Source organism: Streptomyces gardneri, from assembly GCF_006539185.1.
Lineage (GTDB): Bacteria > Actinomycetota > Actinomycetes > Streptomycetales > Streptomycetaceae > Streptomyces > Streptomyces gardneri.
This window is the reverse complement of sequence record NZ_BJMN01000037.1, coordinates 30,849-55,944: the sequence shown is the minus strand read 5'-3', so window position 1 is coordinate 55,944 and position 25,096 is coordinate 30,849. Positions and strand designations below refer to the sequence as shown.

The following is a 25,096-nucleotide window of genomic DNA, read 5'->3' as shown; positions in this document are numbered from 1 at the left end:
GGGACATCGGGTGACGTGTCGCTCTCCGTCCGTGTCCGGATGCACTCGGTATGAGTCGCGTCACCGAGAGGTTATGGACTCGTCTGCGGTGCCGTCCGTCCGGTAAGAAGGATCCTTACACCCCTCATCCGGGGCTCAGGGCGCGTTGTGCGGCGCGCCCGAGCGGCTGCCCGACAAGGCGGCCGCGGTGCCTCCCCACCCCTCCTCAACCAGGAGCGGCCACCCTCAAATGAAGCAGACTTAAGGGGTTCAACCCAATGGCAGCGGAGATCGTCAATCCTCGCAATGACAGTGGTACGGAAGGGGCTCCCGAGGAGCTCTTCGACCCTGTCTTCGCTCTCCACCGGGGCGGCAAGATGGCTGTGCAGGCCACCGTGCCCCTCCGGGACAAGGACGACCTGTCCCTCGCGTACACGCCCGGCGTCGCCAAGGTGTGCACCGCGATCGCCGAGCAGCCCGAGCTGGTCAACGACTACACCTGGAAGTCCCAGGTCGTGGCCGTCGTGACCGACGGTACGGCGGTGCTCGGCCTCGGCGACATCGGCCCGGAGGCCTCCCTCCCGGTCATGGAGGGGAAGGCCATCCTCTTCAAGCAGTTCGGCGGCGTGGACGCGGTCCCGATCGCCCTCGCCACCACCGACACCGACGAGATCGTCGAGACGGTCGTCCGGCTCGCCCCGTCCTTCGGCGGAGTGAACCTGGAGGACATCTCGGCGCCGCGGTGCTTCGAGATCGAGCGCAAGCTCCAGGAGCGCCTCGACATCCCGGTCTTCCACGACGACCAGCACGGCACCGCGATCGTCACGCTCGCCGCCCTCCGCAACGCGGCGAAGCTGACCGACCGGACCCTCGGCGACCTGCGCGCGGTCATCTCCGGCGCCGGTGCGGCCGGTGTCGCCATCGCCAAGTTCCTGCTGGAGGCCGGCCTCGGTGACGTCGCCGTCGCCGACCGCAAGGGCATCGTGAGCCGCGACCGCGAGGACCTCACCGACGTCAAGCGCGAGCTCGCCGAGATCACCAACAAGGCGGGCCTGAGCGGCTCCCTGGAGACCGCCCTCGCCGGCGCGGACGTCTTCATCGGCGTCTCCGGCGGTACGGTCCCCGAGGCCGCCGTCGCCTCCATGGCCCCGAACGCCTTCGTGTTCGCCATGGCCAACCCGAACCCCGAGGTCCACCCCGACATCGCGCACAAGTACGCGGCCGTCGTGGCGACCGGGCGTTCGGACTACCCGAACCAGATCAACAACGTCCTCGCGTTCCCCGGCATCTTCGCCGGTGCGCTTCAGGTCCGGGCCTCCCGGATCACCGAGGGCATGAAGATCGCCGCGGCCAACGCGATCGCCGACGTGGTCGGCGACCAGCTCGCCGCCGACTGCGTGATCCCGTCGCCGTTCGACGAGCGGGTCGCCCCCGCCGTCGCGGCCGCGGTGGCCGCCGCTGCCCGTGCGGAGGGCATCGCGCGCCGCTGAGCTCGTATCTGAGCCCCCGACAGGGCCCCGTTCCGGACCACCGGGACGGGGCCCTGTCGCGTATGCCGGGGCGGGGCCTTGTCGCGTACGCCGGGACCGGGTCTCGTCCGCGTACGCCGGTACCGGGCCCCGTCGTGCCCGGTGGTCGTCCGCGTGTCGCCGGGCGGAGGCATGTGTCACACGGGTGCGTGGTTCCGCCATGCGCCCGTCGGACCCTAGGGTCGGGGCCATGTTCGCTGCCTACGCCGCCCGAATCGACCGCGACCAGCCCTTGAACGGGCTCGAATTGGGCGAACGCCCCGAGCCCGAGGTCCGGCCCGGCTGGACCACCGTCACCGTCAAGGCCGCCTCGCTCAACCACCACGACCTGTGGTCGCTGCGCGGGGTCGGGCTGCCCGAGGAGAAGCTGCCGATGATCCTCGGCTGCGACGCCGCCGGCATCGACGAGGACGGCAACGAGGTCGTCCTGCACTCCGTGATCGGCCAGACCGGCCACGGTGTCGGGCCGGACGAACCCCGCTCCATCCTCACCGAGCGGTACCAGGGCACCTTCGCCGAGCGGGTGACCGTTCCCCGCTGGAACGTGCTGCCCAAGCCGAAGGAGCTCTCCTTCGAGGAGGCCGCCTGTCTGCCCACCGCCTGGCTGACCGCGTACCGCATGCTCTTCACCAACGCCGGTGTGCGCCCCGGGGACTCGGTGCTCGTGCAGGGCGCGGGCGGCGGCGTCGCCACCGCCGCGATCGCCCTCGGCAAGGCGGCGGGCCTGCGGGTCTTCGCCACCAGCCGCGACGAGGCCAAGCGCAAGCGGGCCGTCGAGCTCGGTGCCGTCGAGGCGTACGAGCCGGGGGCGCGGCTGCCGCAGCGCGTGGACGCGGTCATCGAGACCGTCGGCGCCGCCACCTGGTCGCACTCGGTCAAGTCGTTGCGGCCGGGCGGCACCCTCGTCATCTCGGGCGCCACGAGCGGGGACCGGCCCGCGCACGCGGAGCTCACCCGGATCTTCTTCCTGGAACTGAAGGTCGTCGGCTCCACGATGGGCACCAAGGACGAGCTGGAGGACCTGCTGTCGTTCTGCGCGGCGACGGGTGTCCGGCCGGTCGTCGACGAGGTCCTTCCGCTGGACCGGGCGCGCGAGGGCTTCGAGAAGATGGCCTCCGGTGAACTCTTCGGAAAGATCGTCCTGACGACCTCTTGATGACTCGTCAGTTCTCCTGATGGGATCTCCGACACGAGAAACGTGAACATCACTCACCTTGTCGTGTCGGAGGTCCTCCTTGTTGCGAACCACCCTTGCCGCGACCGCCGTCGTCGCCGCGCTGCTCGCCCCGACGGCCGCCCACGCGGATCCCGCAGGTCCGGCGAGTCCGGCGAGTCCTGAGACCTCGGCGGGGACGGGCATACCCGCCCTCACCGACGACCGCGGCCGCGTCCTCACCCTGCGCGGCTGGAACGTCGGGGACAAGGCGCACAGCGGCGACGCCGCCCTCTCCGCCATCACCGAGAAGCACTTCCGCGACATGCGCGCCAAGGGCTTCAACCTCGCCCGGGTCCTCGTCTTCTGGGACGACCTGGAGCCCACGCCCGGCCGGTACAGCCAGGCGTACCTGCGCAAGATCGAACGGGTCCTGGACTGGGCCGCGCGCCACGACGTCAAGGTCGTCCTCGACGCTCACCAGGACGTCTTCGGGCCTGCCTTCGACCACCGGGGCATCCCCGCCTGGGCCACGAGGACCGACGGCCTGCCCTTCACCCCGCACCCCGAGGACTGGTTCTCCGAGTACTTCGAGCCCGCCGTGCAGCGGGCCTTCACCCACCTGTACGAGGACGAGGACCTCCGGCTCGCCCAGGCCCGCATGTGGCGGGTGCTCGCCGACCGCTTCGAGGACCACCCGGCCGTCCTGGGCTACGACCTGATCAACGAGCCGATGGGCGAGCTGCGGGAGGGCGAGGACCTGGCGACGGCCGCCCGGCGCATCGAACGGGACCAGATCACCCCGATGTACAACCGGATCGCGGACGCGATCCGTTCGGTCGACGACGACAACTGGCTCTTCGTCGAACCGACCCCGATCGTGGGCGAGGGGGTGCCCACGGGGCTCGGCCGGATCGACGACCCGAAGGTCGTCTACGCCCCGCACTTCTACAACGGCGGCATGGAGGCGGGCGGGGACTACGACCCGGACGCCGGCTGGATCGAGAACTACGAGCAGGCCGTCACCCTGTACCCGAAGGAGTACAAGGTGCCCGTCCTCGTGGGCGAGTGGGGCCCGCTCAACAACTCCCGGCCGAACATGAACCGCTTCTACCGCGAGGCCATGGCCTCGCTCGGCCGCTACAGCTCCGGATGGGCCGGCTGGGAGTGGTGCTACGGCGGCGGCTACTGCGCGGTGGACGGTACGGGTGCCTTCCGTACCAACAAGGAGCTGACCGCCGAGCCGTACGCGGAGGCGGTCGCGGGCACGGTCCGCTCCGCGGCCTACGACGCGGCGGCGGGGGTCTACCGCCTGTCGTACGACTCCGCGGGGCGGCGCGGCCCCCGCGTCACCGAGCTCTCGCTCCCGCCGGGCGACTGGCGGGTGAAGGTCCGGGGCGCGGCGCTCGTGCTCCGCAAGGACCGGGGGAGGGCCTGGGTCCTCGCGGCCCCGGACGCCCGGGTGACGGTCACCGTCACCCGGGGTTCAACCGGCCCGCTCAGCCCTCCCGCCGGGGGTTCAGCACGTCCGTGATCCGGACCGCCGCCGTCGACAGATGGCGGCGGGTCTCGGCCAGCTGGTCCCCGGTCACCCCGTGGTCCCGGGCCGCGTCACGGATCTCGTCCCGGAAGCGGTCGAGCAGCCGGTCGAGATCGCGGCCCGGATCGCCCGAACCCTCCGTGTCGCGCGCCCACTCCGGCGCCCTCGCGGCCTCGTCGGCGGCATCGGCCGAAGCGGCCCCTCCGGCCTCGCCGGTGGCTCTGCCGCCTCCGAAGGCACCGGCCGCCTCGGCCGCCGCCTTCGGGTGGGTCGTGCCCGCCACCAGGCCGCCGAGCTGCGCCGTGATGTCCGAGAGGCCCTCCCAGACCCCCTTGGGCCAGTCGCCCCGCGAGAACCGGTCCTGGACCTCCTCCTGGACCTGCTGGGCGATGCGCTGGAACTCCTTCGCCTGGTGGCGGGCCGACTGGGCCTCCGCCTTGGCCTGGCGGGCCTGTTCCTTCCACTCCTGCTTGGCCCGGCGCAGCTCCTCCTTGGCGTCGGCGAACGACGAGCCCTCCGCCTTCCGCGTCTGCCCGGCCGCCGCGCGCATCTCGCTGCGCACCCGGCCGGCCGCGCCGCGCACGTCGTCACGGATCTCCGCCGCCAGCTCCGAGACCGAGTCGCGGATCTCCCGCTCCAGGTCGGTCAGCTCGGCCCCGCGGCCGGCCAGCTCGGCACGGCCCGCGTCGGTGATCGAGTAGACCTTCCGGCCGCCCTCGCTGGCGTGGGTGACGAGGCCTTCGGCCTCCAGCTTGGCGAGTCTCGGGTAGACCGTGCCGGCGGAGGGCGCGTACAGCCCTTGGAAGCGCTCCTCCAGGAGCCGGATCACCTCGTAGCCGTGGCGGGGGGCCTCGTCAAGCAGCTTGAGCAGGTAGAGGCGGAGGCGGCCATGGGCGAAGACGGGCGACATGTCAGAGCACCTTTCCGGTCGCGGAGGGGGAGGCCGCGGGGGCCGTGGCGGGGGTGGACTCGGTGTCCTCGGCCGTCTCGGGGCGGCGGAGCAGGGCGATGGAGCCGGAGACGGTGGTCGCCTTGAGCGTGCCCCGACCGGAACCCAGGGTGCCGGTGATGGACTTGGTGCCCCACTGGCCGGTCACCCGCAGGTCCTCGAAGGCGTTCGACACGGAGCCGCTCGTCGTGCTCGCCTCCACCTGGGCGTCGGCCGGGTGCGGCAGCCGGATGGCGACCTGACCGGAGACGCTGGTGAGCCGGATGTCGGCGGGCGGGCCGTCGAGCTCGGCCGGGTCGAGGTCGATGACCATGTCACCGCTGACCGTATCGGCCTTCACTGAGCCGCCGGCGCCCTCGATCACCGTGACGGCGCCCGTCACCGAGGTGATCCGCAGCGCGCCCGTGACCGACTGGGCCTCCAGGCTTCCGGAGACGCTCTCGGCGCGGACCGGACCGGAGAGGCCGAGGAGGGTCGTGTCGCCCGTGACGCCGCGCACCTCCGTACGTCCTCTGATGCCGGAGACGACCGCCTCGGCGTCGACCGCGCCGACCTCGACGTCGACGCCCGCGGGGACGGCGACGGAGACGACGGCGCGGCGCTTGTGGCCCTTGCGGTCGAACCACTTGAGGAGGTTCTTCCAGTGCAGGTCCTCATAGGTGACGGTCAGGGTGGAGCCGTCCTGCGTCACGATCAGCGGCGGGCCCTGGATCTCGGAGATCTCGACGCGGGCGGAACTCTCGTCCGTGCCCACCACGTTCACCGTGCCGTTGACGATGCGGACCTGCAGGCGCGTCACGGGGTCGGCCGGGGCAAGTTTCGTCGGCTCGGTGACGGACCACTCTGTCATGGTGCTGACCTCCCGTTTCGGCAACGCAACATATCGCGACTCTCGATAGACACGATATATCGCGGTCGGGGGAAGTCAACCCTGACTCTTCCCTGATGCGTAGGGGGCAATCACCGCCGTACATGGACAAATTGGCTAGCGTGGGGGCATGAACGCGACATCCGGATCGAGCCCCTCAGGGGCGCTGCTGCTCTGCCGTGCCGACCCCGCGGCGGTCAGGCCACCGGCCCAGCTCCTGCGGGAACACCTGCTCCTCGCCCCCGCGGGCGTCGACTGGAGCGTGCTCGTACCGGAGGGGAAGCCCTGGCTCCACGGCGGGGAGCCCGTCGAACAGGTCGTCACCGGCTGGGCCACCGCCCTCGCCGTCTCCGCCGCGACCTGGCCCGTCCTCGCCCTCTGGTGGGACCGCGACCGGGCCGGGATCACCCTCGCCGCCGGCTTCCGCCGCACCGTCGGCTACACCTGGCTCGCGGACGGCACACCCGTCGGCGAGGACGAGGCCATGCGTACCTTCGCCGCCCGGCTCGCCCTCGACCCCGTCCTGGACGTGCAGGCCCTGGAACCGCTCACCGAGCCCGACGCGGACGCCGACGCCCACAGCCGGCTCGTCGGCGTCGTCGCGGTCCTCGCCCGCACCGGCCTCGCCCTGCCGACCGGCCTCGTCCCCGGCGACAGCGCCGACCGGCTCCGCTCCGTCGCCCTGGCGCAGGGCGCCGAGCAGCTCGAATGGCTCGGCTGGCGGGACGCCGTACGAGCCGAGCTGGACGTGATGGAGGAAGGGCCCCTCGGCCCGTACCTGCGCGGCCCCAGGGCGCGGGCACTCAACGGGGCGCAACTCGCGGCGGGCGTGCCGCTGCTGGTCTGGGGGATCGGCCGGCGCAGCGGCGGCTGGGCGACTGCGGGGGCGCTGCTCGTCGCGCACGGCGCGCTGGGACTCGCCTACGACCGGCTGCGGGACCGCTGACGGGGAGGCCGGAGCCAGGGCCGGAGCCCCGGAAGCCGGAGCCCGTGCCTCAGCAGCCCTGACGGCTGCCCGAGGCTTCCTACTCGTCCTCGTCCTCGTCGTCGTCCAGACGGGCCAGCCAGGTCGCGAGGCGCTCGACCGGCACCTCGAAGTCGGGGTTGAGGTCGACGAAGGTCCGCAGCTGCTCGGCGAGCCACTCGAAGGTGACCTCCTCCTCGCCGCGCCGCTTCTCCAGTTCCTCGATGCCACGGTCGGTGAAGTACATGCGACCAGGATAGGCAATCCGGAAACGCCGGAGGCCCGGCACCCCTCTCGGGATGCCGGGCCTCCTCCCGTACGCGCGGCTACGCGCACGGAGTGGTCGATCAGGCGTCGAAGACCTCGTTGACCAGCTGCTGCTGCTCCGCCTGGTGGCGCTTGGCCGAGCCGACCGCCGGGGAGGAGGAGTGCGGACGCGAGATCCGGCGCAGGCGCTCGCCCGCCGGGATGTCCGCGCCGACCGCCAGGTCCAGGTGGTCGATCAGGTTGAGCGCGATGAACGGCCAGGCACCCTGGTTCGCCGGCTCCTCCTGCGCCCAGATGTACTTCGCGGCGTTCGGGTACTTGGCGATCTCGGCCTGGAGCTCGGCACCCGGCAGCGGGTACAGGCGCTCCAGACGGATGATCGCGGTCTCCGTGTCGCCACGCTTCTGACGCTCGGCCTCCAGGTCGTAGTAGACCTTGCCGGCGCAGAAGACGACCTTGCGGACGTCGGCCGGGTTGACCGTCTCGTCGCCGATCACCGGGCGGAAGCCGCCGGTGGTGAACTCCTCGACCTTCGACGCCGCCGCCTTCAGACGCAGCATCGACTTCGGGGTGAACACGATGAGCGGCTTGTGGTGCGGGTTGTGCACCTGCCAGCGCAGGAGGTGGAAGTAGTTCGACGGCAGCGTCGGCATGGCGACCGTCATGTTGTCCTGGGCGCACATCTGGAGGAAGCGCTCCGGGCGCGCGGACGAGTGGTCCGGGCCCTGGCCCTCGTAGCCGTGCGGCAGGAGCAGCGTGACGCCGGAGGTCTGGCCCCACTTCTGCTCGGCCGAGGAGATGAACTCGTCGACGACGGTCTGCGCGCCGTTGACGAAGTCACCGAACTGGGCCTCCCAGACGACCAGGGCGTCCGGGCGGGTCAGCGAGTAGCCGTACTCGAAGCCCATCGCCGCGTACTCGCTGAGCAGCGAGTCGTAGACGTTGTAGTGGGCCTGGTCCTCGGCGAGGTAGAGCAGCGGGGTGAAGTCCTCGCCGGTCTCCTGGTCGACGAGGACCGCGTGGCGCTGGCCGAAGGTGCCGCGACGGGAGTCCTGGCCCGAGAGCCGGACCGGGGTGCCCTCCATCAGCAGGGAGCCGATGGCGAGGGTCTCGCCGAAGCCCCAGTCGATGGTGCCGTCGTCGATGGAGGCGGCACGGCGCTGCATCTGCGGCATCAGACGCGGGTGGACCGTGATCCGCTCCGGGATGCTGACCTGCGACTCGGCGATCCGCTTCACGACCTCGGCGGAGACCGCGGTGGTGACGGCGACCGGGAACTCGGCCTTGGCGTCCGGGACGTGCGCCGGGGCCGGCGCCGCGGTGGCCTCGCGGACCTCCGCGAACACCTTCTCCAGCTGGCCCTGGAAGTCCTGGAGCGCCTGCTCCGCCTCTTCGAGGGTGATGTCACCGCGACCGATGAGCGACTCGGTGTACAGCTTGCGCACCGAACGCTTCTTGTCGATCAGGTTGTACATCTGCGGGTTGGTGAACTGCGGGTTGTCGCCCTCGTTGTGACCGCGGCGGCGGTAGCAGATGAGGTCGATCACGACGTCCTTGTTGAACGTCTGGCGGAACTCGAAGGCGAGCCGCGCGACGCGGACCACGGCCTCCGGGTCGTCGCCGTTCACGTGGAAGATCGGCGCCTCGATCATGCGGGCCACGTCGGTCGCGTACATCGAGGAACGCGAGGACTCCGGGGCGGCGGTGAAGCCGACCTGGTTGTTGATGACGATGTGGACCGTGCCACCGGTGCGGTAGCCCCGCAGCTGCGACATGTTCAGCGTCTCGGCGACGACACCCTGGCCGGCGAAGGCCGCGTCACCGTGGAGGGCGACCGGCAGGACGGTGAAGTCCGTGCCGCCCTTGTTGATGACGTCCTGCTTGGCGCGGGCGATGCCCTCCAGGACCGGGTCGACCGCCTCCAGGTGGGAGGGGTTGGCGGCCAGGGAGACCGTGATCTGCTCGCCGTCGAGGCCCGTGAAGGTGCCCTCGGCGCCCAGGTGGTACTTGACGTCGCCGGAGCCGTGCATCGACTTCGGGTCGAGGTTGCCCTCGAACTCGCGGAAGATCTGCGCGTACGACTTGCCGACGATGTTCGCGAGGACGTTCAGACGGCCGCGGTGGGCCATGCCGATGACGACCTCGTCGAGGCGCGACTCGGCGGCCGAGTCGATGACCGCGTCGAGCAGCGGGATGACGGACTCGCCGCCTTCCAGGGAGAAGCGCTTCTGGCCGACGTACTTCGTCTGCAGGAAGGTCTCGAAGGCCTCCGCCGCGTTCAGCCGGCGCAGGATCCGGAGCTGCTCCTCGCGCTCCACACGGGCGTGCGGGCGCTCGACGCGGTCCTGGATCCACTTGCGCTGCTTCGGGTCCTGGATGTGCATGAACTCGACGCCGGTGGTGCGGCAGTACGAGTCGCGCAGGACGCCGAGGATGTCGCGGAGCTTCATCATCGACTTGCCGGCGAAGCCGCCGACGGCGAACTCCCGCTCAAGGTCCCACAGGGTGAGGCCGTGCTCGGTGATGTCCAGGTCGGGGTGCTTGCGCTGCTTGTACTCCAGCGGGTCGGTGTCGGCCATGACGTGGCCGCGGACCCGGTAGGAGTGGATGAGCTCGAAGACGCGCGCGGCCTTGGTGACGTCGTCGTCGTGCGACGCGTCGATGTCCTTGAGCCAGCGGACCGGCTCGTAGGGGATGCGCAGCGCCTTGAAGATGTCGTCGTAGAAGCCCTGCTCGCCGAGGAGGTAGTTCGCGACGACGCGCAGGAACTCGCCGGAGGCGGCGCCCTGGATGACCCGGTGGTCGTAGGTCGAGGTCAGGGTCATGACCTTCGAGATGCCCAGCTTGTTCAGCGTGTCCTGGGACGTGCCCTGGAACTCGGCCGGGTAGTCCATCGAGCCGACGCCCATGATGACCGACTGGCCGGGCATCAGACGCGGCACGGAGTGGACGGTGCCGAGGCCGCCGGGGTTGGTCAGGGAGACCGTGACACCGGTGAAGTCGTCCATCGACAGCTTGCCCACGCGGGCCCGCTTGACGATGTCCTCGTACGCCTGCCAGAACTCGAAGAAGTTGAGCGTCTCGGCCTTCTTGATGCCCGCGACGACGAGCTGGCGGTCGCCGTTGGGCTTCACCAGGTCGATCGCGAGACCGAAGTTGACGTGCTCCGGCTTGACCAGGGTCGGCTTGCCGTCCTTCTCCGCGAAGGAGTAGTTCATCGACGGCATGGCCTTGATCGCCTGCACCATCGCGTAGCCGATGAGGTGCGTGAAGGAGATCTTCCCGCCCCGGGCGCGCTTCAGGTGGTTGTTGATCACGATCCGGTTGTCGAAGAGCAGCTTCACCGGGACGGCGCGGACGGACGTGGCCGTCGGCACCTCCAGCGAGGCGTTCATGTTCTTCGCGACCGCGGCGGCGGGGCCGCGCAGCGTGATCAGCTCGGGGCCGGCGGGGGCCTCGGCGGCAGGGGCGGCCTTGGCCGGCGCCGGAGCGGCGGCGGCGGGCTTCGCGACGGCCGCGGCGGGCTTCGCCGGAGCCGGAGCCGGAGCCGGGGCCGCGACCGGGGCGGGCGCGGGGGCCGGAACGACCGCGGGAGCCGAAGGCGCGGCCTGTGCGGGGCTCGCCTGCGGCGCGGCGGGCGCGCTCGGGGTGGTGGTGGCGGCCGGGGCGGTCGGGGTCGCCGACGCTCCCGGCTTGTAGTCGGCGAAGAAGTCCCACCAGGCACGATCGACCGAATTCGGGTCCTGGAGGTACTGCTGGTAGATCTCGTCGACGAGCCACTCATTGGCACCGAAGGCGGCGGCAGGGTTCTTACCCTGCCCGTCCTGGTCGGTCGGGGAGCTCGGGGTACTGGGGGACTGAGACGACACGGCGGCAACCGCCCTCTTCCGCTTCACAAGGTGATGGACAGCGGAAATAAAGGCTACGCCTGTCCGGCCGGGAGGTGCAGGCCGGGCACTCCAACGTCGCGCAAGTCACACTTGACGAGGTGTTTCGGGACCGTGAATGGCGGGAAACAACCGTGGTTCCGAACGTGTGAGGGTACGGAAAACCGAGGGCGCGGCCCTCTTCGACCGCATCCCTGATCGCACCCCGTTCACGTGCGCGCAGGTCCCGCCCACGTACACGCAGAACGTGCTCTTCCGGTTCGAACCCTACGTCAATCTCTTGGTGGAAGGCTGCCCGGAAGAGTGACTCGGATACGGCAGCCGCGTGACGATTCGGCCACGCCGATCCCGCCACCGTGCAGATCCACGGCCCAGCGGGCGATCGCGAGCCCGAGCCCGGTGCCGCCGTCGCTGCCCGGGCCCTGCCGGAGCTGCGCCGTGCCGCGGTTGAACCGCTCGAAGACCTTGTGCCGCTCGGACTCCGGGATGCCGGGACCCTCGTCCTCGACCTCCAGCTCCAGCGAGTCCGGATACGGGCCGCGCCGGGCCCGGACCGTGACCCGGCCGTGCGGCGGAGAGTGCTTCACCGCGTTGTCGATCAGATTGGCCATCACCTGGTGGAGCCGCTCCGCGTCCGCGTGGGCGACCAGCTCGGGCGGCGACACGTCCAGGTGCAGATGGACGTCCGTACGGTTGTGCAGCCCCGACGTGGAGAACATGCCGCGCTGGGACGCGGCGAGATTCGCCTCCCGCAGCACGCCCGACAGGTACGGCCAGACCTCGAAACGGCTCGCCCTCAACGCCACGACACCGTTGTCAAGACGTGACAGGTCCAACAGCGTCTCCACCAGCCGGCCCAGCCGCTCCGTCTGTTTCAGCGCCGAGCGCATCGTCTCCGGATCGGCCTCGGACACCCCGTCCACGACGTTCTCCAGGACGGCCCGGAGCGCGGCGATCGGTGTGCGCAGCTCGTGCGACACATTGGCGACCAGCTCCTTGCGGTGCCGGTCGACGGCCTCCAGGTCGTCCGCCATGCGGTTGATCGTCGAGGCGAGGTCGCCCAGCTCGTCCCGCCGGTCCGCGCCCCGCACCCGCCGGCTGAAGTCGCCGCGCGAGATCGTCCCGGCCACCGTGGTCATCTCGTCGAGCGGCGCCGTCAGGGACTGCGCCACGAACTGGGTGATCAGCAGCGTCGCGATCATCGCGAAGATCGTGATGTACCGGAACTCGGTGGACGTGCGGATCGCCACCAGGGCGAGGCACGAGGTCAGCAGGACCGCGCCGACGACCAGGGCGCCGAGTTTGGTCTTGATCGAGATGACGATCCGGCGCCGGGCTCCGGTGCGCCTGCCCGGCCCTCGCCTCACGGCGCCGGGGTCTCCAGCGCGTACCCCACGCCATGGACCGTACGGATGCGCTCGGCTCCGATCTTCCGGCGCAGCGCCTTGATGTGGCTGTCCACGGTCCGGGTGCCGGAGGCGTCCGCCCAGTCCCACACCTCGGCGAGCAGCTGCTCGCGCGAGAGGACCGCCCGCGGGGTGCCCGCCAGGCAGACCAGCAGGTCGAACTCGGTCGGGGTCAGGTGCACGTCCTCGGAGCGCACCCGGACCCGGCGCTGCGCGTGGTCGATCTCCAGCTCGCCGAGGCGCAGGATCCCGCTGCGCGGGGTGACGGCCGCCAGCGCGGCCCGCTCGACCCGGCGCAGCAGGACGTGCACCCGGGCGGCGAGCTCGCGCATCGAGAACGGCTTCGTCATGTAGTCGTCCGCGCCCACGCCGAGCCCGACCAGCATGTCGGTCTCGTCGTCCCGGGCGGTCAGCATGAGGACCGGGACGGGGCGCTGGGCCTGGACCCTGCGGCACACCTCCAGGCCGTCGAAGCCCGGGAGCATCACGTCGAGGACCATCAGGTCCGGCTGCCAGGCCTCGGCGGCGTCGACCGCCGCTGGGCCGTCCGTCGCGGTCTGCACGAGGAAGCCCTCGGCGCGCAGCCGCGCGGAGATCGCCTCGACGATCGTCGCGTCGTCCTCGACCACGAGCACCCGTCGCTGGGCCCCGGGAGTGGCCGCCGCACCGTGGTGAGTGGTGTGTGTCTGCTCCATTGCCCCGCCTCGCGTCGCCGATGTCGGTGCAGCAGCCTAGAGGTACGGGTGGTGTCCCGGCTATCCAGGAGTTATCGGGGGCGGATGCCGAGGTGGACCACGTCGGGGACGCCCCGGGCAACGGGCACCTCTTCGGTCCGTACCCCGCTGAATCCGGCATTCCGCAACGAGTCTTCGAAATCGGCCGAGGGCTGAGCGGACCATACGGCGAGGACGCCGCCGGGGTTCAGCCGGGCCGCGCAGGCGGCCAACCCCTCGGCCGAGTACAGGGATTCGTTGTCCTCGGTGACCGTCCAGTCCGGCCCGTTGTCGATGTCCAGACAGAGGGCGTCGTACGTGTCGGGGGAGGTGCGGAGGTGGGTCACCAGGTCCGTGTGCAGGATCACGGTCCTCGGATCGGCCAGCGCACTCCCGGAGACGGCCGAGAGCGGCCCCTCCCGGTGCCAGTCGATGATCGCGTCCTCACGCTCGGCGACGACGATCCGGCCCCAGCGCGGGTCGGCCGCCGCGTGCGCGAGGGAGAAACCGACCCCGAGGCCGCCGACCAGGACGGAGGCGCCGGAGCGGGACTCCTCGGGCAGGGCGGCCAGGGCCGCGTCGACGAGGAGCCGCTCGGAGCGCCCGTCGGAGGTGTCCATCAGGAAGGTGCCGTTGGCGATGATCTCGAAGTGCTCGGCGCGGCGGCGCAGGACGACTTCTCCGTGCGGTCCGTCTCGGCGGTCGAGTGTCACGGGACTGGTCAAGGTCGGTCACTCCGCTCTCGGCTCGGCAATGGCTGGCCCGGCCATCCTCGCGGGGCGGGGACGGCCGGGACAAACACTTAACGGAGTCGCGGAGTCACACGGTGCGGTGGCACCCGAGGTGAGGTCGTTACGGGCGCGGGGCCTCGTGCTTCACGAAGTGCTCGATCCGGTTCAGCTCGCGGCGGGCGTCGACCGGGGTGCCGTAGGTGCGGTCCCAGGTGATCGGGGCGATCGTGACGTGGCCCTTGTCGAGGAGCCAGGTGGAGTCGGCGTCCTTCCGGCCCTCGGCGCACTCGCCCTCGCCGCTGCCGTCCACCGGGCAGAGGCCGAGCGCGATGTCGAAGGAGTCGCTGTTCCCGCGCTGTTCGAAGGCGTGGTAGACGACCGCCCCGTCGCCGACGCGGGTCCAGACCGGGGCCTTGGCCGGTACGCCGGTGCTGACGTCGGGGTAGTCGACCTTGAGGGCGAACTTCGAGGTCAGCAGCCCGCGCTGCTTGAGGCCCGCGACGAGCCGGGCGCCGAACTCGGCGTGGGCGCGGTAGTTGGCGCGGGGGAAGAAGGTGTTGCTCTCGTCGCCGGATGAGGAGAAGGCGAGGGCCGGGACCTCCTGGTCGACGGCGGCGACGGCGGCGCCGACGGTGCCGGAGTCGTTGACGCTGGCGGAGATGTTCGGGCCGGAGTTGATGCCCGTGAGGACGAGGTCGGGGGCCTCGGTCCAGCCGGCCTTGGCCTTGAGGCCGCCGCGCAGGGCGAGCTTGACGGTGTCGGCGGGGGTGGCGCTCGCCGAGTCCTTCGTGCAGGGGCCGTCGGAGAGGCAGACGCCGTAGACCGCGCCACGGGCGGGGGCGCCCGCGCAGTCGTTCTCGTACCCGGCGGGCAGGGCGGTGCGGCGCTGGGCGGTGACGACGCCGCCGTTGGTGACGGCGGTGCCCTTGCCGGACTGGACCTGCCAGGGGGCCATCACGACGACGTCGGCGCCGGCGGCGCACATCGCGCGGCGGAGCTCGTACAGGCCGAGGCCGTCGGAGTTGCTCGCCTTCGCGGCCTGCATCGAGTCGTCGTTGGAGATCAGGATCCGCATCCCGGCGAGCGGCCGGGAGTCGGAGGCGGTGCCCGTAGTGGCGTAGGCGGTGGCGCCGAGGCCGGCGAGCAGGGCGGCGGCCGCGGCCGATGCGATGTACTTGCGCATGGGAGAACCCTTCAGGTGCATGACATGCGGGCAGGGGAGGGAGATCCGGGGCCCGGCCCCCCACGGGCGGGCCCCGGATCCTTCGCGGGGTCGTTCAGGTCCCCCGCGGTCCATGGGTGTCCCGGCGCGGCGCCGGGTGTGCGGGTCTCTGTGCAGACCGCGTGTGCGGGGCCCTACAGGGAGAGGCCGTGGCCGTGCGCGAAGACCGGGTCCGCCGTGTCGTTCGGTACGTCCGGGCGGGCCGCCTCCACCGCGGCCATCGAGCGCGGCAGCTCGAAGGGGAGCCGCCCCTCGGCCCTCGCCCGTCCGAAGGCCACGTCGAGCAGGGCCTCGTCGCTCGCGCCGAAGTCGGCGATCAGCGCCGCCGCCCGCTCGGCGATCTCCGGCAGGACCGCCGGCCGCTCCAGGTTGACGCAGACGACCGTCGGCACGGTGGCGAGCAGGTCCAGGATTCGGGTCAGCTCCGGCTCGGCGAAGGCGAGCGAGCCGGAGTGGAAGAAGGACTCGAAGAGGTTCGGCCGCTCCTCGTACGGCGTGCGCAGCCGCAGCACCGCGAGGTCGGCGGCGGCCGGGTCGGCGACGACCTCCCCGTACGCCGCGGCGACCGCCGGGTCGACGTTCTCCACGTACAGCTTCGGCCGTCCCGACAGGGGGAGCGGCCCGTCGGTGAGGACGGTGAGGGAGCGGCGCTGGGCGGCGGCGCCCGCGGCCGTGAAGTCGGCGCGGCCGACGGTCTCCGCGGCCTCGTCGGGGTCGACGTACCGGCGCTCGTCGAAGAGCCCGAGGAGGAACTTCTCGCGCAGGAGACGGCGTACGGACGCGTCGACGCGGGCCTCGGGGATCCGGCCCGAGGCCATCAGCTCCACGATCACCTCGGGGCACTGCTCGCCGCCGAACTGGTCCACGCCCGCGTCGAGGGCCTTCGCCGTCCGCTCGGCCACGCTCAGGTGCTCGACGCCCCAGGCCCGTGCCGCGTGCGGCTCGCCGAAGATCGAGGAGTCCGTGAGCAGGCCCCAGTCGGTGCAGACGATGCCGGTGAAGCCGAGCTCCTCGCGGAGGAGTCCCGTGATCACACCCTGGTTGAAGCCGAAGCCGACCTCCTCCCAGTCGGTGCCGATCGGCTGGCCGTAGTACGGCATCATCTGCGAGCAGCCGGCCGCGATCGCGTGCCGGAACGGCTCCAGGTGGTGCTCCCGCATGCCGCCCGGGTAGACCTGCTCCTTGCCGTGCGGGAAGTGCGGGTCCTCGCCGTCCTTCTGCGGGCCGCCGCCGGGGAAGTGCTTGACCATCGCGGCCACCGAGTCCTTGCCGAGGCTCTCGCCCTGGAGGCCGCGGACGTACGCCTCGACCAGCTCGCCCGTCAGCTTCGCGTCGGAGCCGAAGGTGCCGGACTGGCGGGCCCAGCGGGGCTCGGTCGCGAGGTCGATCTGCGGGTGGAGCGCCGTACGGAAGCCGACGGAGAGGTACTCGCGGCGGACCGTGTCGGCGAAGGCGAGGACCAGCTCGGGGTCGCCGACGGCGGCGAGACCGAGGGCCTCGGGCCAGGCGGAGAAGGCGCCGGCGTTGAAGGAGGCGCCGATGTTGTCCGTGAAGGCGTGGCGGGGGTCGGTGGAGAGCGAGACCGGGATGCCGAGGCGGGTGCCCGCGGCCATCTCCTGGATCGCGTTGTGCCAGAGCGCCATCTCGCGGGCGCCGTAGGTGCCGAGCAGGTTGAAGTGGGTGAGCCGCCGGTCCTCGATGAGGTCGGGGGTGGTGAGCGGCAGCATCGAACCGTCCGTGTCGGTCACCGGGGTGCCGTCGGGATTCATCATCAGCATGGAGTGGAAGAGCTGGCCGGCCTTCTCCTCCGGGGTCATCCGGGAGAGGAGGTCCTCGACGCGCTCGTCGACGGGACGGCTGGCGTCCTGGTAGGGGTGCATGGCGTACGTCCCTGCTTGCGTGGCCGGATGACGGCGTCAGGCTAAGTGCGAAAACCGAGTGACCACTAGGTTTCTGGAATGTGTCCTGGGTCACAGGTCGAAAGGTCCTTTCGGGGCGGGGATCCGGCCCCGGGAAGGCGTCCCCGTAGGGTGGGGCGCATGCCGGAGAAGAAGGAATCGACGCCTCGTGGATCCGCAGGCCGGGGCAGCTACGCGGTCGGTGACGCGCGCCGCCAGAAGATCCTGGACACCGCCGTCGACCACTTCGGGCGCTGGGGCTTCCACGCCTCCTCGCTGGCCCGGATCGCCAACGACTGCGGGATCACCCAGGGCGGACTGCTGCACCACTTCCGCAGCAAGGAGGACCTGCTCCTCTCGGTCCTCGGGCAGAGCGAACAGCACGACGTGGAGCGGCTGTTCAGCGTCGAGCCCGAGTCGTACGCGGCCTACCTGGAGACCCTGGTCGCGCTGATCGAGGAGAACACCCGGCGCCCCGGCATCGTCCGGATGTACAACGTCCTGGTGGGTGAGTCCGGCAACGTCGGCCACCCCGCCCACCAGTACTTCAAGGAGCGCTACGCGCGCGTGCTCCGGCACACGGTCGAACTCCTGGAGGAGGCCGTGCGGCGCGGGGAGCTGCGCGCCGACATCGACTGCCGGGCCGTCGGGCAGGAGCACCTCGCCGTCATGGACGGGCTGCAGATCCAGTGGGCCCTCGACCCGGAGTCGATGGACATGCCCGCGCGCGTCCGGTCCTTCCTGGAGCGGCGGTACGCGGAGATGGTGGCGCCGCGGGGGTGACGGGGGCCTTCTCCGCCCCGGCCGGGGTCTTCAGGCCGTCGCCTTCGCCGTCCTGCCCGCCTCCCACTCCCGGCCGATCGAGCTCAGCAGCTTCGGGTACACGCCCAGGTACCGGAAGGGCTTGATCCCCGCCATGTAGACCGCGCCGAGCAGGCCGTTGGGCTTCACCAGGACGGCCATCCGGGCGCGGTGGCGGGTGGGGTCGTCCGGGGTGGGGTCCGGGACCCAGCTGATGTGCATCACCGCGTGCACGGTCCGGTTGGCGCTCTCCGCCACCCACTCCTGGCGGGTCTGGTAGACCGACGTGAACGGCACCGCCCGCAGGTCGGGCCCGCGCGTCCCCGCGCGCAGGTCCTCCGGCAGCCGCTCCCGGAGCGAGCCCACCCGTGAGTTCAGGCCGGCGTCCGGCTTGTCCAGGCCGAGCAGGGCTCCCAGCTTCCAGCGGATCGCGAAGAGCACGCGCACCACGGGGGAGGAGAGGGCGGTCCTGTCGTCGTTCGTGAACTGCCTGACGAGACGGTCGAGTTCGTCGGGTCCACCCGTCACGGGCAGTGCCCACACGTCCTCCACCTGGAAGTCGTCCGCGAACTCGTGGATCCGCCAGGGGCGGGACGTGTGCGCGGTGCGGGGAAGTCTCATGGTCATGCCCCTGCTCCTTCGTCGGTTCTACGCCCGGCCAGCATTTATACGGTGGCGTATAGATCAAGCGTAGACCCGTCTGTACGGCACCGTATAGTCGGGTGGAGAAGCGGCGAGGTGAGGAGGGACACACCATGGGCGCGATCCGCACACCGCGCGGCCGGTGGATCGAGGAGGGCCTCCGCGCGCTCGCGCAGGGCGGCCCGGAGGCCGTGCGCATCGAACCCCTGGCCCAGGCCCTCGGTGTCAGCAAGGGCGGCTTCTACGGGTACTTCGCCAACCGCGACGCCCTGCTCGCCGAGATGCTCGACACCTGGGAGCGCGAGGTCGCCGACGCGGTGATCGAGCGGATCGAGAGCGGCGGGGGAGACGCCCGCACCAAGCTCGGCCGGCTCTTCGAGTTCGTCCAGAACGTCGCCGACGGGCCGGTGACCGGCCTCACCGTCGACCTCGCCGTCCGCGACTGGGCCCGGCGCGACGAGGCCGTCGCCGGGCGCCTCCGCCGCACCGACAACCGGCGCATGGAGTACCTGCGTTCGCTCTTCCGGACCTTCTGCGCCGACGAGGACGACGTCGAGGTCCGTTGCCTGATCGTCTTCTCGCTGCGCGTCGCCGACCACTTCATCGCGGTCGACCACGGAGGGCGCACCCCCGCCGAGATGAACGCGCTGACCAGGGACTGGCTGCTCAGGTAGGGAGGGCTTGGGGCTCGCCCCAAGGGCTCGGGCTTCGGGTCGTGCCCTTCGGGCTCTCAGGCCTCGCCGGTCGTGCGCCGGGAGCCCCGCCACGCGTACAGCGCCGCCCCCGCCGCGAAGGCGACGGCGGCGACCGCCCACGCCTCGCCCTCCGGGCCCGGGCGCGTCACCCAGGCCCACCAGACCGCGCCGCCCTCCGCGCCGGCGGGGGCCGCCAGGTAGACGACGCCGGCGTAGAAGGTCGGCGGCAGCCAGCTCAGCCGGGCGCCGAGGAGGGTCGTGGCGCCCGCCGCCACGCCCATCAGGCCCAGCGTGTTGCGCACGGCGGCGGGTGCGCCGAACTCCTCGGCGTGCCCCGGCAGCGCGAGGGCGAGCAGCGCCACGGCGAGCGCGGTCGGGGCGAGGACGTGGACGAGACGGCGCGGCCACCAGGCCCGTACCGCCGTACGGTCCAGCTCGTCGCTCGGCGTGTGCAGGCTCGTCCCGATCACGCCCGCCGCGAGCAGCGGCCCGAGGACCACGACCGGCAGCCGCGCCGTGTGGTCGAAGTCCGGCAGCGACACCAGCCACCAGGCCGCCCAGGCGGCGGCCGCCGCCGTGCCGAGCAGGGCGGCCAGCGCGCCGGGCAGGCCGCGGGAGCGCAGGTAGAGGGCCTGCGGGGGGAGCCTCACGGGATCGGCACCTCGTCCGGGCGGCAGGTGTTCGCTGCCAGGTAGCGGGTCAGGTAGTCGCGCTGTTCGGCCGGGGACTTGGCGTCCAGCCGGTCGATGTAGGGCTGGGCGCCGGTGGTGTCGGGGCCGTAGTCGTCCGGGGTCGGCGCCAGCCACTCGGTGACGGCGAGGTGGATGGCCCACGACCGCTCGGCGTTGGGGCCCGCGCCGTCACCATCCTGGCACGTGTCCGAGAACAGCCAGTTCACCGCCGAGTTGAGATACAGATCAGGGCGTACGAGCCGGTTACGCACCGCGTCCTGCCGGGGGCTGGGCAGCTCGATGTCGCCGGGGAGAGCGGGTCCGCTGATGCCGCCCACCCAGCGGGCAGGGGCGCCCGGCATTCCCTTGAGGCGGCTGTTCAGCGGGGCGAGGGCCGCCGACACCTCGGGCAGCAGTGCCTCGTCCACGGCCGTCAGACAGATCTGCGGCGTGCCGTCGTCGCAGATCTGCCGGGACAGGGCCGGGTCCGGTCGCCACGGTCCCTGATCCTGCGGCAGCCGCAGGATCAGGCCGGCGGCGGCGACCGCGACGGCCAGCGGGACCAGGGCGAGCACCCTCAGGCGGGCCGGACGCAGCCCGTACGCGAGGAGTACGGCGAGCGTGAGCCCCGCCGTCCACGCCATCGACACCGGGCCGTACCACCACACCGGCCGGTCCCAGGAGAACTGGTGCTCGCCCGCCGGGCCGAGCCAGCGCGCGGTGCCCTCCGTGTAGGCGGCGAGCCCGAGGGCGACGTATCCGACGATCCCGAGCAGCGGGGCCGTCAGCCGCCACCGGGCGACCCGCCCGGCGAGATGGCCGAGCGCGCCGAGGGCGGCGACGGCGACCGCGTCGGCGGCGAGGAGTTCGAGGAAGGGGCGCCCCGCGGAGACGTACGGCCAGGTGGCGAGCAGACAGACGGCGTCGGCGAGCAGCAGCCCGGCGGCGGGCCAGAGTGCGGAGGGCGCCACGGAGACCAAGAGGCGGCGCAGCGGGGAGCGGGGGACGGACTCCCACAGCTCTGTCGTCCGCCGTCGCCGGTCCCGGCCGCCCTGCCAGCAGCCCGCGGCGAGCGCGAGGGGCCCGCAGAGGAGGCCGGCGACGACGTGCAGCAGGTTCGTCGCGTCGGCCCAACGTCCCTGCCAGCCGAGCCCCTTGCCGTACATCGTGACGAAAACGGTGAGTGCGACGGCGGCGCCGGTCCACGGCCCGAGGCCGCGCCGCAGCTCGGTGCGGAGCGGGGCGGGCGCGCGTGCGGGCGCCGGCTTCTCCGCGCGGGGCGGGGTGAGGGTCGTGGTCATCGGAGCGACTCCTTGGGGAGGGTCCGGGCGGGTGTCGGCGTCATCGGAGCGACTCCTTCGCGCGCTGTCCGGCGGGGCGTGCGGCGAGGCGGTCGCGGTGGGCGCGCAGGGCGGCGGTGTAGCCGCGCTCGATCGCGTTCGTCGTCGAGTCGCCCGGATCCCCCGACTCGCCCCCGAGCGCGGCGAGTTCCGCGGTCGTGCCGCGGAAGGCGAGCACTCCCGACTCGATCAGCGCGACATCGGTGCAGGCCGCGGCCACGTCCTCCACCAGGTGCGTGGAGACCACCACCGTCGCCTCCGTGCCGAGCTCCCGCAGCAGCGCGCGGAAGTCGACCCGCTGCTCCGGGTCGAGGCCGGCCGTCGGCTCGTCGAGCAGCAGCAGCTCCGGTTCGTTCACGATCGCCTGGGCGATGCCCGCCCGCCGGACCATGCCGCCCGAGAGCGTCTTCATCCGTGCGTCGATCCGGTCGGCGAGCCCGACGCGCTCGACGGCCCGCTCCACGGCCGCCGCTGCCCGGTCCGCGGGCACCTCCTTCAGCCAGGCCACGTACGCGACGAACTCGCGGACCGTGAACGCCGGGTAGCAGCCGAACTCCTGGGGCAGATAGCCCAGTCGGCGCCGGATCGCGGTGCGCTCGCCGTGGCTCCCGACGTCCCCGCCGAGCAGCTCCACCCGCCCGGAGGCGGGCGCGGCGACGGTCGCGAGGACCCGGATGAGCGAGGTCTTCCCGGCGCCGTTCGGGCCGAGGAGGCCGTGGATGCCGGGGGAGAGCGACAGGTCGAGCGCGTCGAGGGCGACGGTGCGGCGGTGCCGGACGGTCAGTCCGGTCACCGCGACCGTGGCGGGCTGGTTCACCGGGTCTCCAAGTGGTCGAAGGAACGGCGCCGCAGCACGAGCAGGGCGGCGCAGGCGAGAGCGGCGGCGGCCCAACTCCCCTGTGCGACAGGGCCGGAGAAGTAGCTGGTGAGGACGGCGGCGCCGCCCGGGTCCGTCCCCGGCTGTCCGAGGACCGGGCCCGTCACGGCGAGCAGCCACCCGCCGGCGAGGGTCGCGGCCGCCGCCCGGCAGCCGACGAAGGAACCGAGCGCGAGGGTCGCCAGGGTCAGCGCGAGCCCCGGCAGCAGCCAGGCGGCCGCCCCGGGGAAGCCGGCCACCGGCGGCAGCAGCGCCCCGCCCGCGGTCAGCAGCGGTACGCAGACGGCGAGCACGGCGGCGGTACGGGTGAGGAGCAGCCGCAGCCCGCCGGAGGGGGTCGCGGCGGTGATCTCGTACAGCGGATCGGCATGGCGTCCGTACGAGACGGCGACCCCGGCGAGCGGGAGGACCGGGGAGGCGGCGAGCAGCCAGCTCCGCGCGCCCTGGAACCCCGCGCCGTAGGCCAGGGCGAAGGCGCCGCCGAGGACGAGCGCCACGGCCACGACCCAGGAGCCGCGCAGCGCGGGCCCGGCGGCCCACCAGAGCCGCGCACCGCGCCCGAGAGGATGGCCGGCGGACACGGATGCGGCCGCCGGAGTGGGGGTGGGTGCCGGTGCCGGGCGGTGTCCCACGGCCGCCAGGAGATCCGCCCGTACGGCGGCCAGGGCCGGGCCCGCGGCTCCGGCGCGGACGGCGGCCGAGACGCGCCCCGCGCAGGGGGAGCACGACTCGACGTGCTTCTCCAGCGACCAGGCGTCCGTCTCGGGTGCGGCGCCCTCCGCGTACCGGAGCGCCAGCGCGTCGCTGACGTGCCACGGGGGTGGCGTGGGGGACGAATTGGGGGACGTCATGCGGTGCCTCCCAGGGGGTACGGGCCGCCGGCGCCGAGGGCGGCGCGCAGTTCGCGGCGGGCGCGCAGGGCGCGGGTCTTGACGGTGCCTTCGGGTATGCCGAGCAGCCGGGCGGTCTCGCGGGTCGTCAGGCCGTCGACGACGGTCGCCCGCAGGACCTCGGCGAGTTCGGGCGAGATCCGGTCGAGGGCGGCGCCCACCTCCCCGTACTCCAGGCCGGCGAGCACCCGTTCCTCGGCGGAGGGGGCGGGGGCGGGGGGCTCCGCGGGCGCGGCGGCGCGGTCGGCGCGGGCCCGTACCCGCTGGGCGTCGACCAGACGCCGGGCCGCGATCACCCAGAGCCAGCCGCCGGCCTCGCCCCGCCCCCGGTGGGTGCCGGCCGAGCGCCAGACCGTGACGAAGGTGTCCTGGAGGACCTCCCGTACGGTCTCCTCGTCCGGGCAGCGCCGGGCGAGCCGGGCGTGCAGCCAGCCCGCGTGCCGGTCGTAGAGGACGCCGAGCGCCTCGCTGTCCCCCCGGGCGACCGCGCGCAGCAGCGCCGCGTCGTCGTCCTCGTCTCCCCCTGCGGGGCCTGCCCCTGAGGGGCGCAACAGTCTCACGCCCTCTCTATCGCGCACGGACCCCGGTTCGGTTCACGGCGGTCCGCAGCCCCGGCTCAGGGGCTCGTCGGCGGGCCGCCCTCCGGCAGGGCGGCGAAGACGCGCTGGAGGGCCGGCGGGCGCTCGCCGTCGCCCGAGACGACGAGGCGGTGGCGGTACGTGATGAAGTACTGGAACCCGTCGGCGATCGGGCTCCCGGTGGGCCGGTTCGGGACGCGCGCGTACGCCGGGTCCTCCAGGGCGGCGCGCAGCTCGGCGGCCTCGGCGGGCGTCTGCTGCCCGGTGCGGGGCGGCCTGGTGCCGGAGCGGCTGGTCCAGCTGCCGTCGTAGTGGACGACGAGCTGGTTGCTGACCCCGGCGAAGCCGCCGTTGACGACCACCTCGACGAGGACCTCGCCGGGCCGGGGCTCGCCGGGGGGAGCGGTCGAGGTCGATGTCGGGCTCGTACTCGGGGCCGTGGTCGGGCTCGTGCCGGTGGTCGTGCTCGTACCCGTGGTCGGGCTCGTACTCGCGTCGGGCGTACGGGTCGCAGCGTCCGACGTGTCCGACGTGGCCGGCGCACTCGGAGCCGGAGGCGCGGTCGCCCCCGATGCCGGTCCGCCCGGCGCGGGCGGCGTCTCGGGCCCGCACGCGCTCGCGCCGCCGGCCAGGGCCGCCGCCAGCAGCAGGGCCCCGCACCACTTCCCCCGTACGCCTCGGCCTCGCACCATGGATCGAGCATGCCCCGTACGGGGTGTCCCGCGCAGCCGGACGGTCAGGTTCCCGAGCGGACGATCCCGGTGAGCGGCCCGCGGTAGCGCCAGTCGAGGGAGTCGTACAGCGCGAGGCCGTCCGTGGTCGCCGACAGCACGCCGGTCTCGGCTCCGGCCTGCGCGGCGGCCGCCTCCAGGGTCCGCATGACGTTCGCGCCGAGGCCGCGCCGCCGGTGCGCGGGGTCGGTCTCGATCTGGTCGGCGACGGCGGTGGAGCCGGTCGGGGCGATCTGGCCGCGCGCGGCGAGGGTGCCGTCCGGGGCGAGGACGCGGACCCGGATGACCCCGTCCCGGACCTCGGTGGTCCGCGCGTACCCCTCGGGCGGCGCGGGGCGGACGCCCGGGTCCAGCGGCTTGACCATCATGAAGCCCGGGTCGTCGGGGATCGTCCACCCCTCGGTGATCCAGGGCGCCACCTCCTCCGGCGTCGCCATCACCTTGAGCCAGCTGTACGGCTCGGTGAGCCGTGCGCAGAGCGCGCCGACGGAGTCCGCGTCGGGGGCGGGCAGTACGTGCCGCAGGACGTGCTTGGGCAGGCCGACGTCGATGCGGTAGCCCCAGGGCTCGACGACGGCGGACGGGGTCCCCCGGGAGACGGTCCAGCCGGCCACCCACGCGGAGGTAATAGATGCGATATCCATAGAGGTATTACATCGGCAGCTCGCGGCCCCGCGGAAGAGTGATCGCTCAGAGCGAACTGCGGTCGGGGAACATTCCCGGGCTCATGTGCATTGAGTCCGTACAGCTCAACTTGACTGCCGA

The 25,096-nt window shown here is 72.5% G+C and carries 23 protein-coding genes; 6 read left to right on the top strand and 17 right to left on the bottom strand.

Annotated elements, in window-relative coordinates:
- Positions 1-257: 257 nt before the first annotated feature.
- The 3 genes from SGA01_RS27150 (at position 258) to SGA01_RS27140 (ending at position 4,195) form a co-directional block, all read left to right on the top strand.
- Positions 258-1,469, top strand: coding sequence for an NAD(P)-dependent malic enzyme (locus SGA01_RS27150; protein ID WP_141299307.1), 1,212 nt, complete (start codon positions 258-260; stop codon positions 1,467-1,469).
- A gap of 229 nt (positions 1,470-1,698) precedes the next feature.
- The gene (locus SGA01_RS27145; protein WP_141299305.1) at positions 1,699-2,664 is read left to right on the top strand and encodes a zinc-binding dehydrogenase; all 966 of its coding nucleotides are present in this window, start codon (positions 1,699-1,701) and stop codon (positions 2,662-2,664) included.
- A gap of 82 nt (positions 2,665-2,746) precedes the next feature.
- Positions 2,747-4,195, top strand: a complete 1,449-nt coding sequence (locus SGA01_RS27140; RefSeq protein ID WP_371866179.1) for a cellulase family glycosylhydrolase — start codon at positions 2,747-2,749, stop codon at positions 4,193-4,195.
- On the opposite strand, the gene SGA01_RS27135 is transcribed toward SGA01_RS27140, so the two are convergent.
- Both SGA01_RS27135 and SGA01_RS27130 read right to left on the bottom strand, forming a co-directional pair.
- Positions 4,161-5,111 carry a helix-turn-helix transcriptional regulator gene (locus SGA01_RS27135; protein WP_141299301.1) on the bottom strand — a complete coding sequence of 317 codons (951 nt, stop codon included), beginning with the start codon at positions 5,109-5,111 and terminating at the stop codon, positions 4,161-4,163. The two genes, SGA01_RS27140 and SGA01_RS27135, sit on opposite strands and share 35 nt — an antisense overlap.
- 1 nt (position 5,112) lies before the next feature.
- On the bottom strand, positions 5,113-6,000 hold the full coding sequence (locus SGA01_RS27130) for a DUF4097 family beta strand repeat-containing protein (RefSeq protein WP_141299299.1): 888 nt from the start codon (positions 5,998-6,000) through the stop codon (positions 5,113-5,115).
- A 148-nt stretch (positions 6,001-6,148) separates the two neighbouring features.
- On the opposite strand from SGA01_RS27130, the gene SGA01_RS27125 reads away from it, so the two are divergent.
- On the top strand, positions 6,149-6,964 hold the full coding sequence (locus SGA01_RS27125) for a hypothetical protein (RefSeq protein ID WP_141299297.1): 816 nt from the start codon (positions 6,149-6,151) through the stop codon (positions 6,962-6,964).
- A gap of 79 nt (positions 6,965-7,043) precedes the next feature.
- On the opposite strand, the gene SGA01_RS27120 is transcribed toward SGA01_RS27125, so the two are convergent.
- From SGA01_RS27120 to SGA01_RS27090, 7 genes are all read right to left on the bottom strand, one after another.
- Positions 7,044-7,229, bottom strand: coding sequence for a DUF6104 family protein (locus SGA01_RS27120; protein ID WP_018102711.1), 186 nt, complete (start codon positions 7,227-7,229; stop codon positions 7,044-7,046).
- Between the two features lie 100 nt (positions 7,230-7,329).
- A complete protein-coding gene (locus SGA01_RS27115; RefSeq protein ID WP_141299295.1) occupies positions 7,330-11,118 on the bottom strand; it encodes a multifunctional oxoglutarate decarboxylase/oxoglutarate dehydrogenase thiamine pyrophosphate-binding subunit/dihydrolipoyllysine-residue succinyltransferase subunit in 3,789 nt (1,262 codons plus the stop codon).
- A 290-nt stretch (positions 11,119-11,408) separates the two neighbouring features.
- A complete protein-coding gene (locus SGA01_RS27110) occupies positions 11,409-12,503 on the bottom strand; it encodes a HAMP domain-containing sensor histidine kinase (RefSeq protein ID WP_055641369.1) in 1,095 nt (364 codons plus the stop codon).
- A complete protein-coding gene (locus SGA01_RS27105) occupies positions 12,500-13,237 on the bottom strand; it encodes a response regulator transcription factor (RefSeq protein ID WP_055641368.1) in 738 nt (245 codons plus the stop codon). The genes SGA01_RS27110 and SGA01_RS27105 overlap by 4 nt, the downstream gene beginning before the upstream one ends.
- A 71-nt stretch (positions 13,238-13,308) precedes the next feature.
- The gene (locus SGA01_RS27100; RefSeq protein ID WP_141299293.1) at positions 13,309-13,980 is read right to left on the bottom strand and encodes a spermidine synthase family protein; all 672 of its coding nucleotides are present in this window, start codon (positions 13,978-13,980) and stop codon (positions 13,309-13,311) included.
- Between the two features lie 127 nt (positions 13,981-14,107).
- Complete coding sequence (gene surE / locus SGA01_RS27095; RefSeq protein ID WP_167534191.1) at positions 14,108-15,169, bottom strand: 5'/3'-nucleotidase SurE; 1,062 nt, start codon at positions 15,167-15,169, stop codon at positions 14,108-14,110.
- 173 nt (positions 15,170-15,342) lie between these two features.
- Positions 15,343-17,088 (bottom strand): glycoside hydrolase family 3 protein, encoded by a 1,746-nt coding sequence (locus SGA01_RS27090; RefSeq protein WP_141299289.1) that lies wholly within the window; start codon positions 17,086-17,088, stop codon positions 15,343-15,345.
- A 159-nt stretch (positions 17,089-17,247) separates the two neighbouring features.
- Between SGA01_RS27090 and SGA01_RS27085 the strand changes: the two genes are divergently transcribed.
- Positions 17,248-17,889: a TetR/AcrR family transcriptional regulator gene (locus SGA01_RS27085; RefSeq protein WP_141299287.1), complete on the top strand. Its 642-nt coding sequence runs from the start codon at positions 17,248-17,250 to the stop codon at positions 17,887-17,889.
- A gap of 30 nt (positions 17,890-17,919) precedes the next feature.
- Here the strand turns inward: SGA01_RS27085 and SGA01_RS27080 are convergent, their stop codons facing one another.
- The gene (locus tag SGA01_RS27080; RefSeq protein WP_141299387.1) at positions 17,920-18,528 is read right to left on the bottom strand and encodes a DUF2867 domain-containing protein; all 609 of its coding nucleotides are present in this window, start codon (positions 18,526-18,528) and stop codon (positions 17,920-17,922) included.
- A gap of 134 nt (positions 18,529-18,662) precedes the next feature.
- Here SGA01_RS27080 and SGA01_RS27075 point away from each other — a divergent pair, with 134 nt between their 5' ends.
- Complete coding sequence (locus SGA01_RS27075; RefSeq protein ID WP_141299285.1) at positions 18,663-19,223, top strand: TetR/AcrR family transcriptional regulator; 561 nt, start codon at positions 18,663-18,665, stop codon at positions 19,221-19,223.
- 56 nt (positions 19,224-19,279) lie between these two features.
- On the opposite strand, the gene SGA01_RS27070 is transcribed toward SGA01_RS27075, so the two are convergent.
- The 7 genes from SGA01_RS27070 to SGA01_RS27040 are packed head-to-tail and all read right to left on the bottom strand — an operon-like array spanning position 19,280 to position 24,975.
- Positions 19,280-19,894 carry a hypothetical protein gene (locus SGA01_RS27070; protein WP_141299283.1) on the bottom strand — a complete coding sequence of 205 codons (615 nt, stop codon included), beginning with the start codon at positions 19,892-19,894 and terminating at the stop codon, positions 19,280-19,282.
- The gene (locus SGA01_RS27065) at positions 19,891-21,216 is read right to left on the bottom strand and encodes a hypothetical protein (protein WP_141299281.1); all 1,326 of its coding nucleotides are present in this window, start codon (positions 21,214-21,216) and stop codon (positions 19,891-19,893) included. Before SGA01_RS27065 ends, SGA01_RS27070 begins: the two co-directional genes overlap by 4 nt.
- Positions 21,217-21,256: 40 nt before the next feature.
- On the bottom strand, positions 21,257-22,072 hold the full coding sequence (locus SGA01_RS27060; protein ID WP_141299279.1) for an ATP-binding cassette domain-containing protein: 816 nt from the start codon (positions 22,070-22,072) through the stop codon (positions 21,257-21,259).
- Positions 22,069-22,983: a zf-HC2 domain-containing protein gene (locus SGA01_RS27055; RefSeq protein ID WP_141299277.1), complete on the bottom strand. Its 915-nt coding sequence runs from the start codon at positions 22,981-22,983 to the stop codon at positions 22,069-22,071. The genes SGA01_RS27060 and SGA01_RS27055 overlap by 4 nt, the downstream gene beginning before the upstream one ends.
- Positions 22,980-23,582 carry an RNA polymerase sigma factor gene (locus SGA01_RS27050; protein ID WP_055641358.1) on the bottom strand — a complete coding sequence of 201 codons (603 nt, stop codon included), beginning with the start codon at positions 23,580-23,582 and terminating at the stop codon, positions 22,980-22,982. Before SGA01_RS27050 ends, SGA01_RS27055 begins: the two co-directional genes overlap by 4 nt.
- A 56-nt stretch (positions 23,583-23,638) precedes the next feature.
- The gene (locus SGA01_RS27045) at positions 23,639-24,292 is read right to left on the bottom strand and encodes a hypothetical protein (RefSeq protein ID WP_141299275.1); all 654 of its coding nucleotides are present in this window, start codon (positions 24,290-24,292) and stop codon (positions 23,639-23,641) included.
- 44 nt (positions 24,293-24,336) lie between these two features.
- Complete coding sequence (locus SGA01_RS27040) at positions 24,337-24,975, bottom strand: GNAT family N-acetyltransferase (protein WP_141299273.1); 639 nt, start codon at positions 24,973-24,975, stop codon at positions 24,337-24,339.
- Between the last annotated feature and the right edge of the window lie 121 nt (positions 24,976-25,096).

What these genes read in the sequence shown, in the direction of transcription:
- SGA01_RS27150 (WP_141299307.1), top strand. Translation starts at nt 258, where the DNA reads ATGGCAGCGGAGATCGTCAATCCTCGCAATGACAGTGGTACGGAAGGG.
- SGA01_RS27145 (WP_141299305.1), top strand. Translation starts at nt 1,699, where the DNA reads ATGTTCGCTGCCTACGCCGCCCGAATCGACCGCGACCAGCCCTTGAAC.
- SGA01_RS27135 (WP_141299301.1), bottom strand. Translation starts at nt 5,111, where the DNA reads ATGTCGCCCGTCTTCGCCCATGGCCGCCTCCGCCTCTACCTGCTCAAG.
- SGA01_RS27130 (WP_141299299.1), bottom strand. Translation starts at nt 6,000, where the DNA reads ATGACAGAGTGGTCCGTCACCGAGCCGACGAAACTTGCCCCGGCCGAC.
- SGA01_RS27125 (WP_141299297.1), top strand. Translation starts at nt 6,149, where the DNA reads ATGAACGCGACATCCGGATCGAGCCCCTCAGGGGCGCTGCTGCTCTGC.
- SGA01_RS27120 (WP_018102711.1), bottom strand. Translation starts at nt 7,229, where the DNA reads ATGTACTTCACCGACCGTGGCATCGAGGAACTGGAGAAGCGGCGCGGC.
- SGA01_RS27105 (WP_055641368.1), bottom strand. Translation starts at nt 13,237, where the DNA reads ATGGAGCAGACACACACCACTCACCACGGTGCGGCGGCCACTCCCGGG.
- surE (WP_167534191.1), bottom strand. Translation starts at nt 15,169, where the DNA reads ATGCGCAAGTACATCGCATCGGCCGCGGCCGCCGCCCTGCTCGCCGGC.
- SGA01_RS27090 (WP_141299289.1), bottom strand. Translation starts at nt 17,088, where the DNA reads ATGCACCCCTACCAGGACGCCAGCCGTCCCGTCGACGAGCGCGTCGAG.
- SGA01_RS27085 (WP_141299287.1), top strand. Translation starts at nt 17,248, where the DNA reads ATGCCGGAGAAGAAGGAATCGACGCCTCGTGGATCCGCAGGCCGGGGC.
- SGA01_RS27080 (WP_141299387.1), bottom strand. Translation starts at nt 18,528, where the DNA reads ATGAGACTTCCCCGCACCGCGCACACGTCCCGCCCCTGGCGGATCCAC.
- SGA01_RS27075 (WP_141299285.1), top strand. Translation starts at nt 18,663, where the DNA reads ATGGGCGCGATCCGCACACCGCGCGGCCGGTGGATCGAGGAGGGCCTC.
- SGA01_RS27065 (WP_141299281.1), bottom strand. Translation starts at nt 21,216, where the DNA reads ATGACCACGACCCTCACCCCGCCCCGCGCGGAGAAGCCGGCGCCCGCA.
- SGA01_RS27055 (WP_141299277.1), bottom strand. Translation starts at nt 22,983, where the DNA reads ATGACGTCCCCCAATTCGTCCCCCACGCCACCCCCGTGGCACGTCAGC.
- SGA01_RS27045 (WP_141299275.1), bottom strand. Translation starts at nt 24,292, where the DNA reads ATGGTGCGAGGCCGAGGCGTACGGGGGAAGTGGTGCGGGGCCCTGCTG.
- SGA01_RS27040 (WP_141299273.1), bottom strand. Translation starts at nt 24,975, where the DNA reads ATGGATATCGCATCTATTACCTCCGCGTGGGTGGCCGGCTGGACCGTC.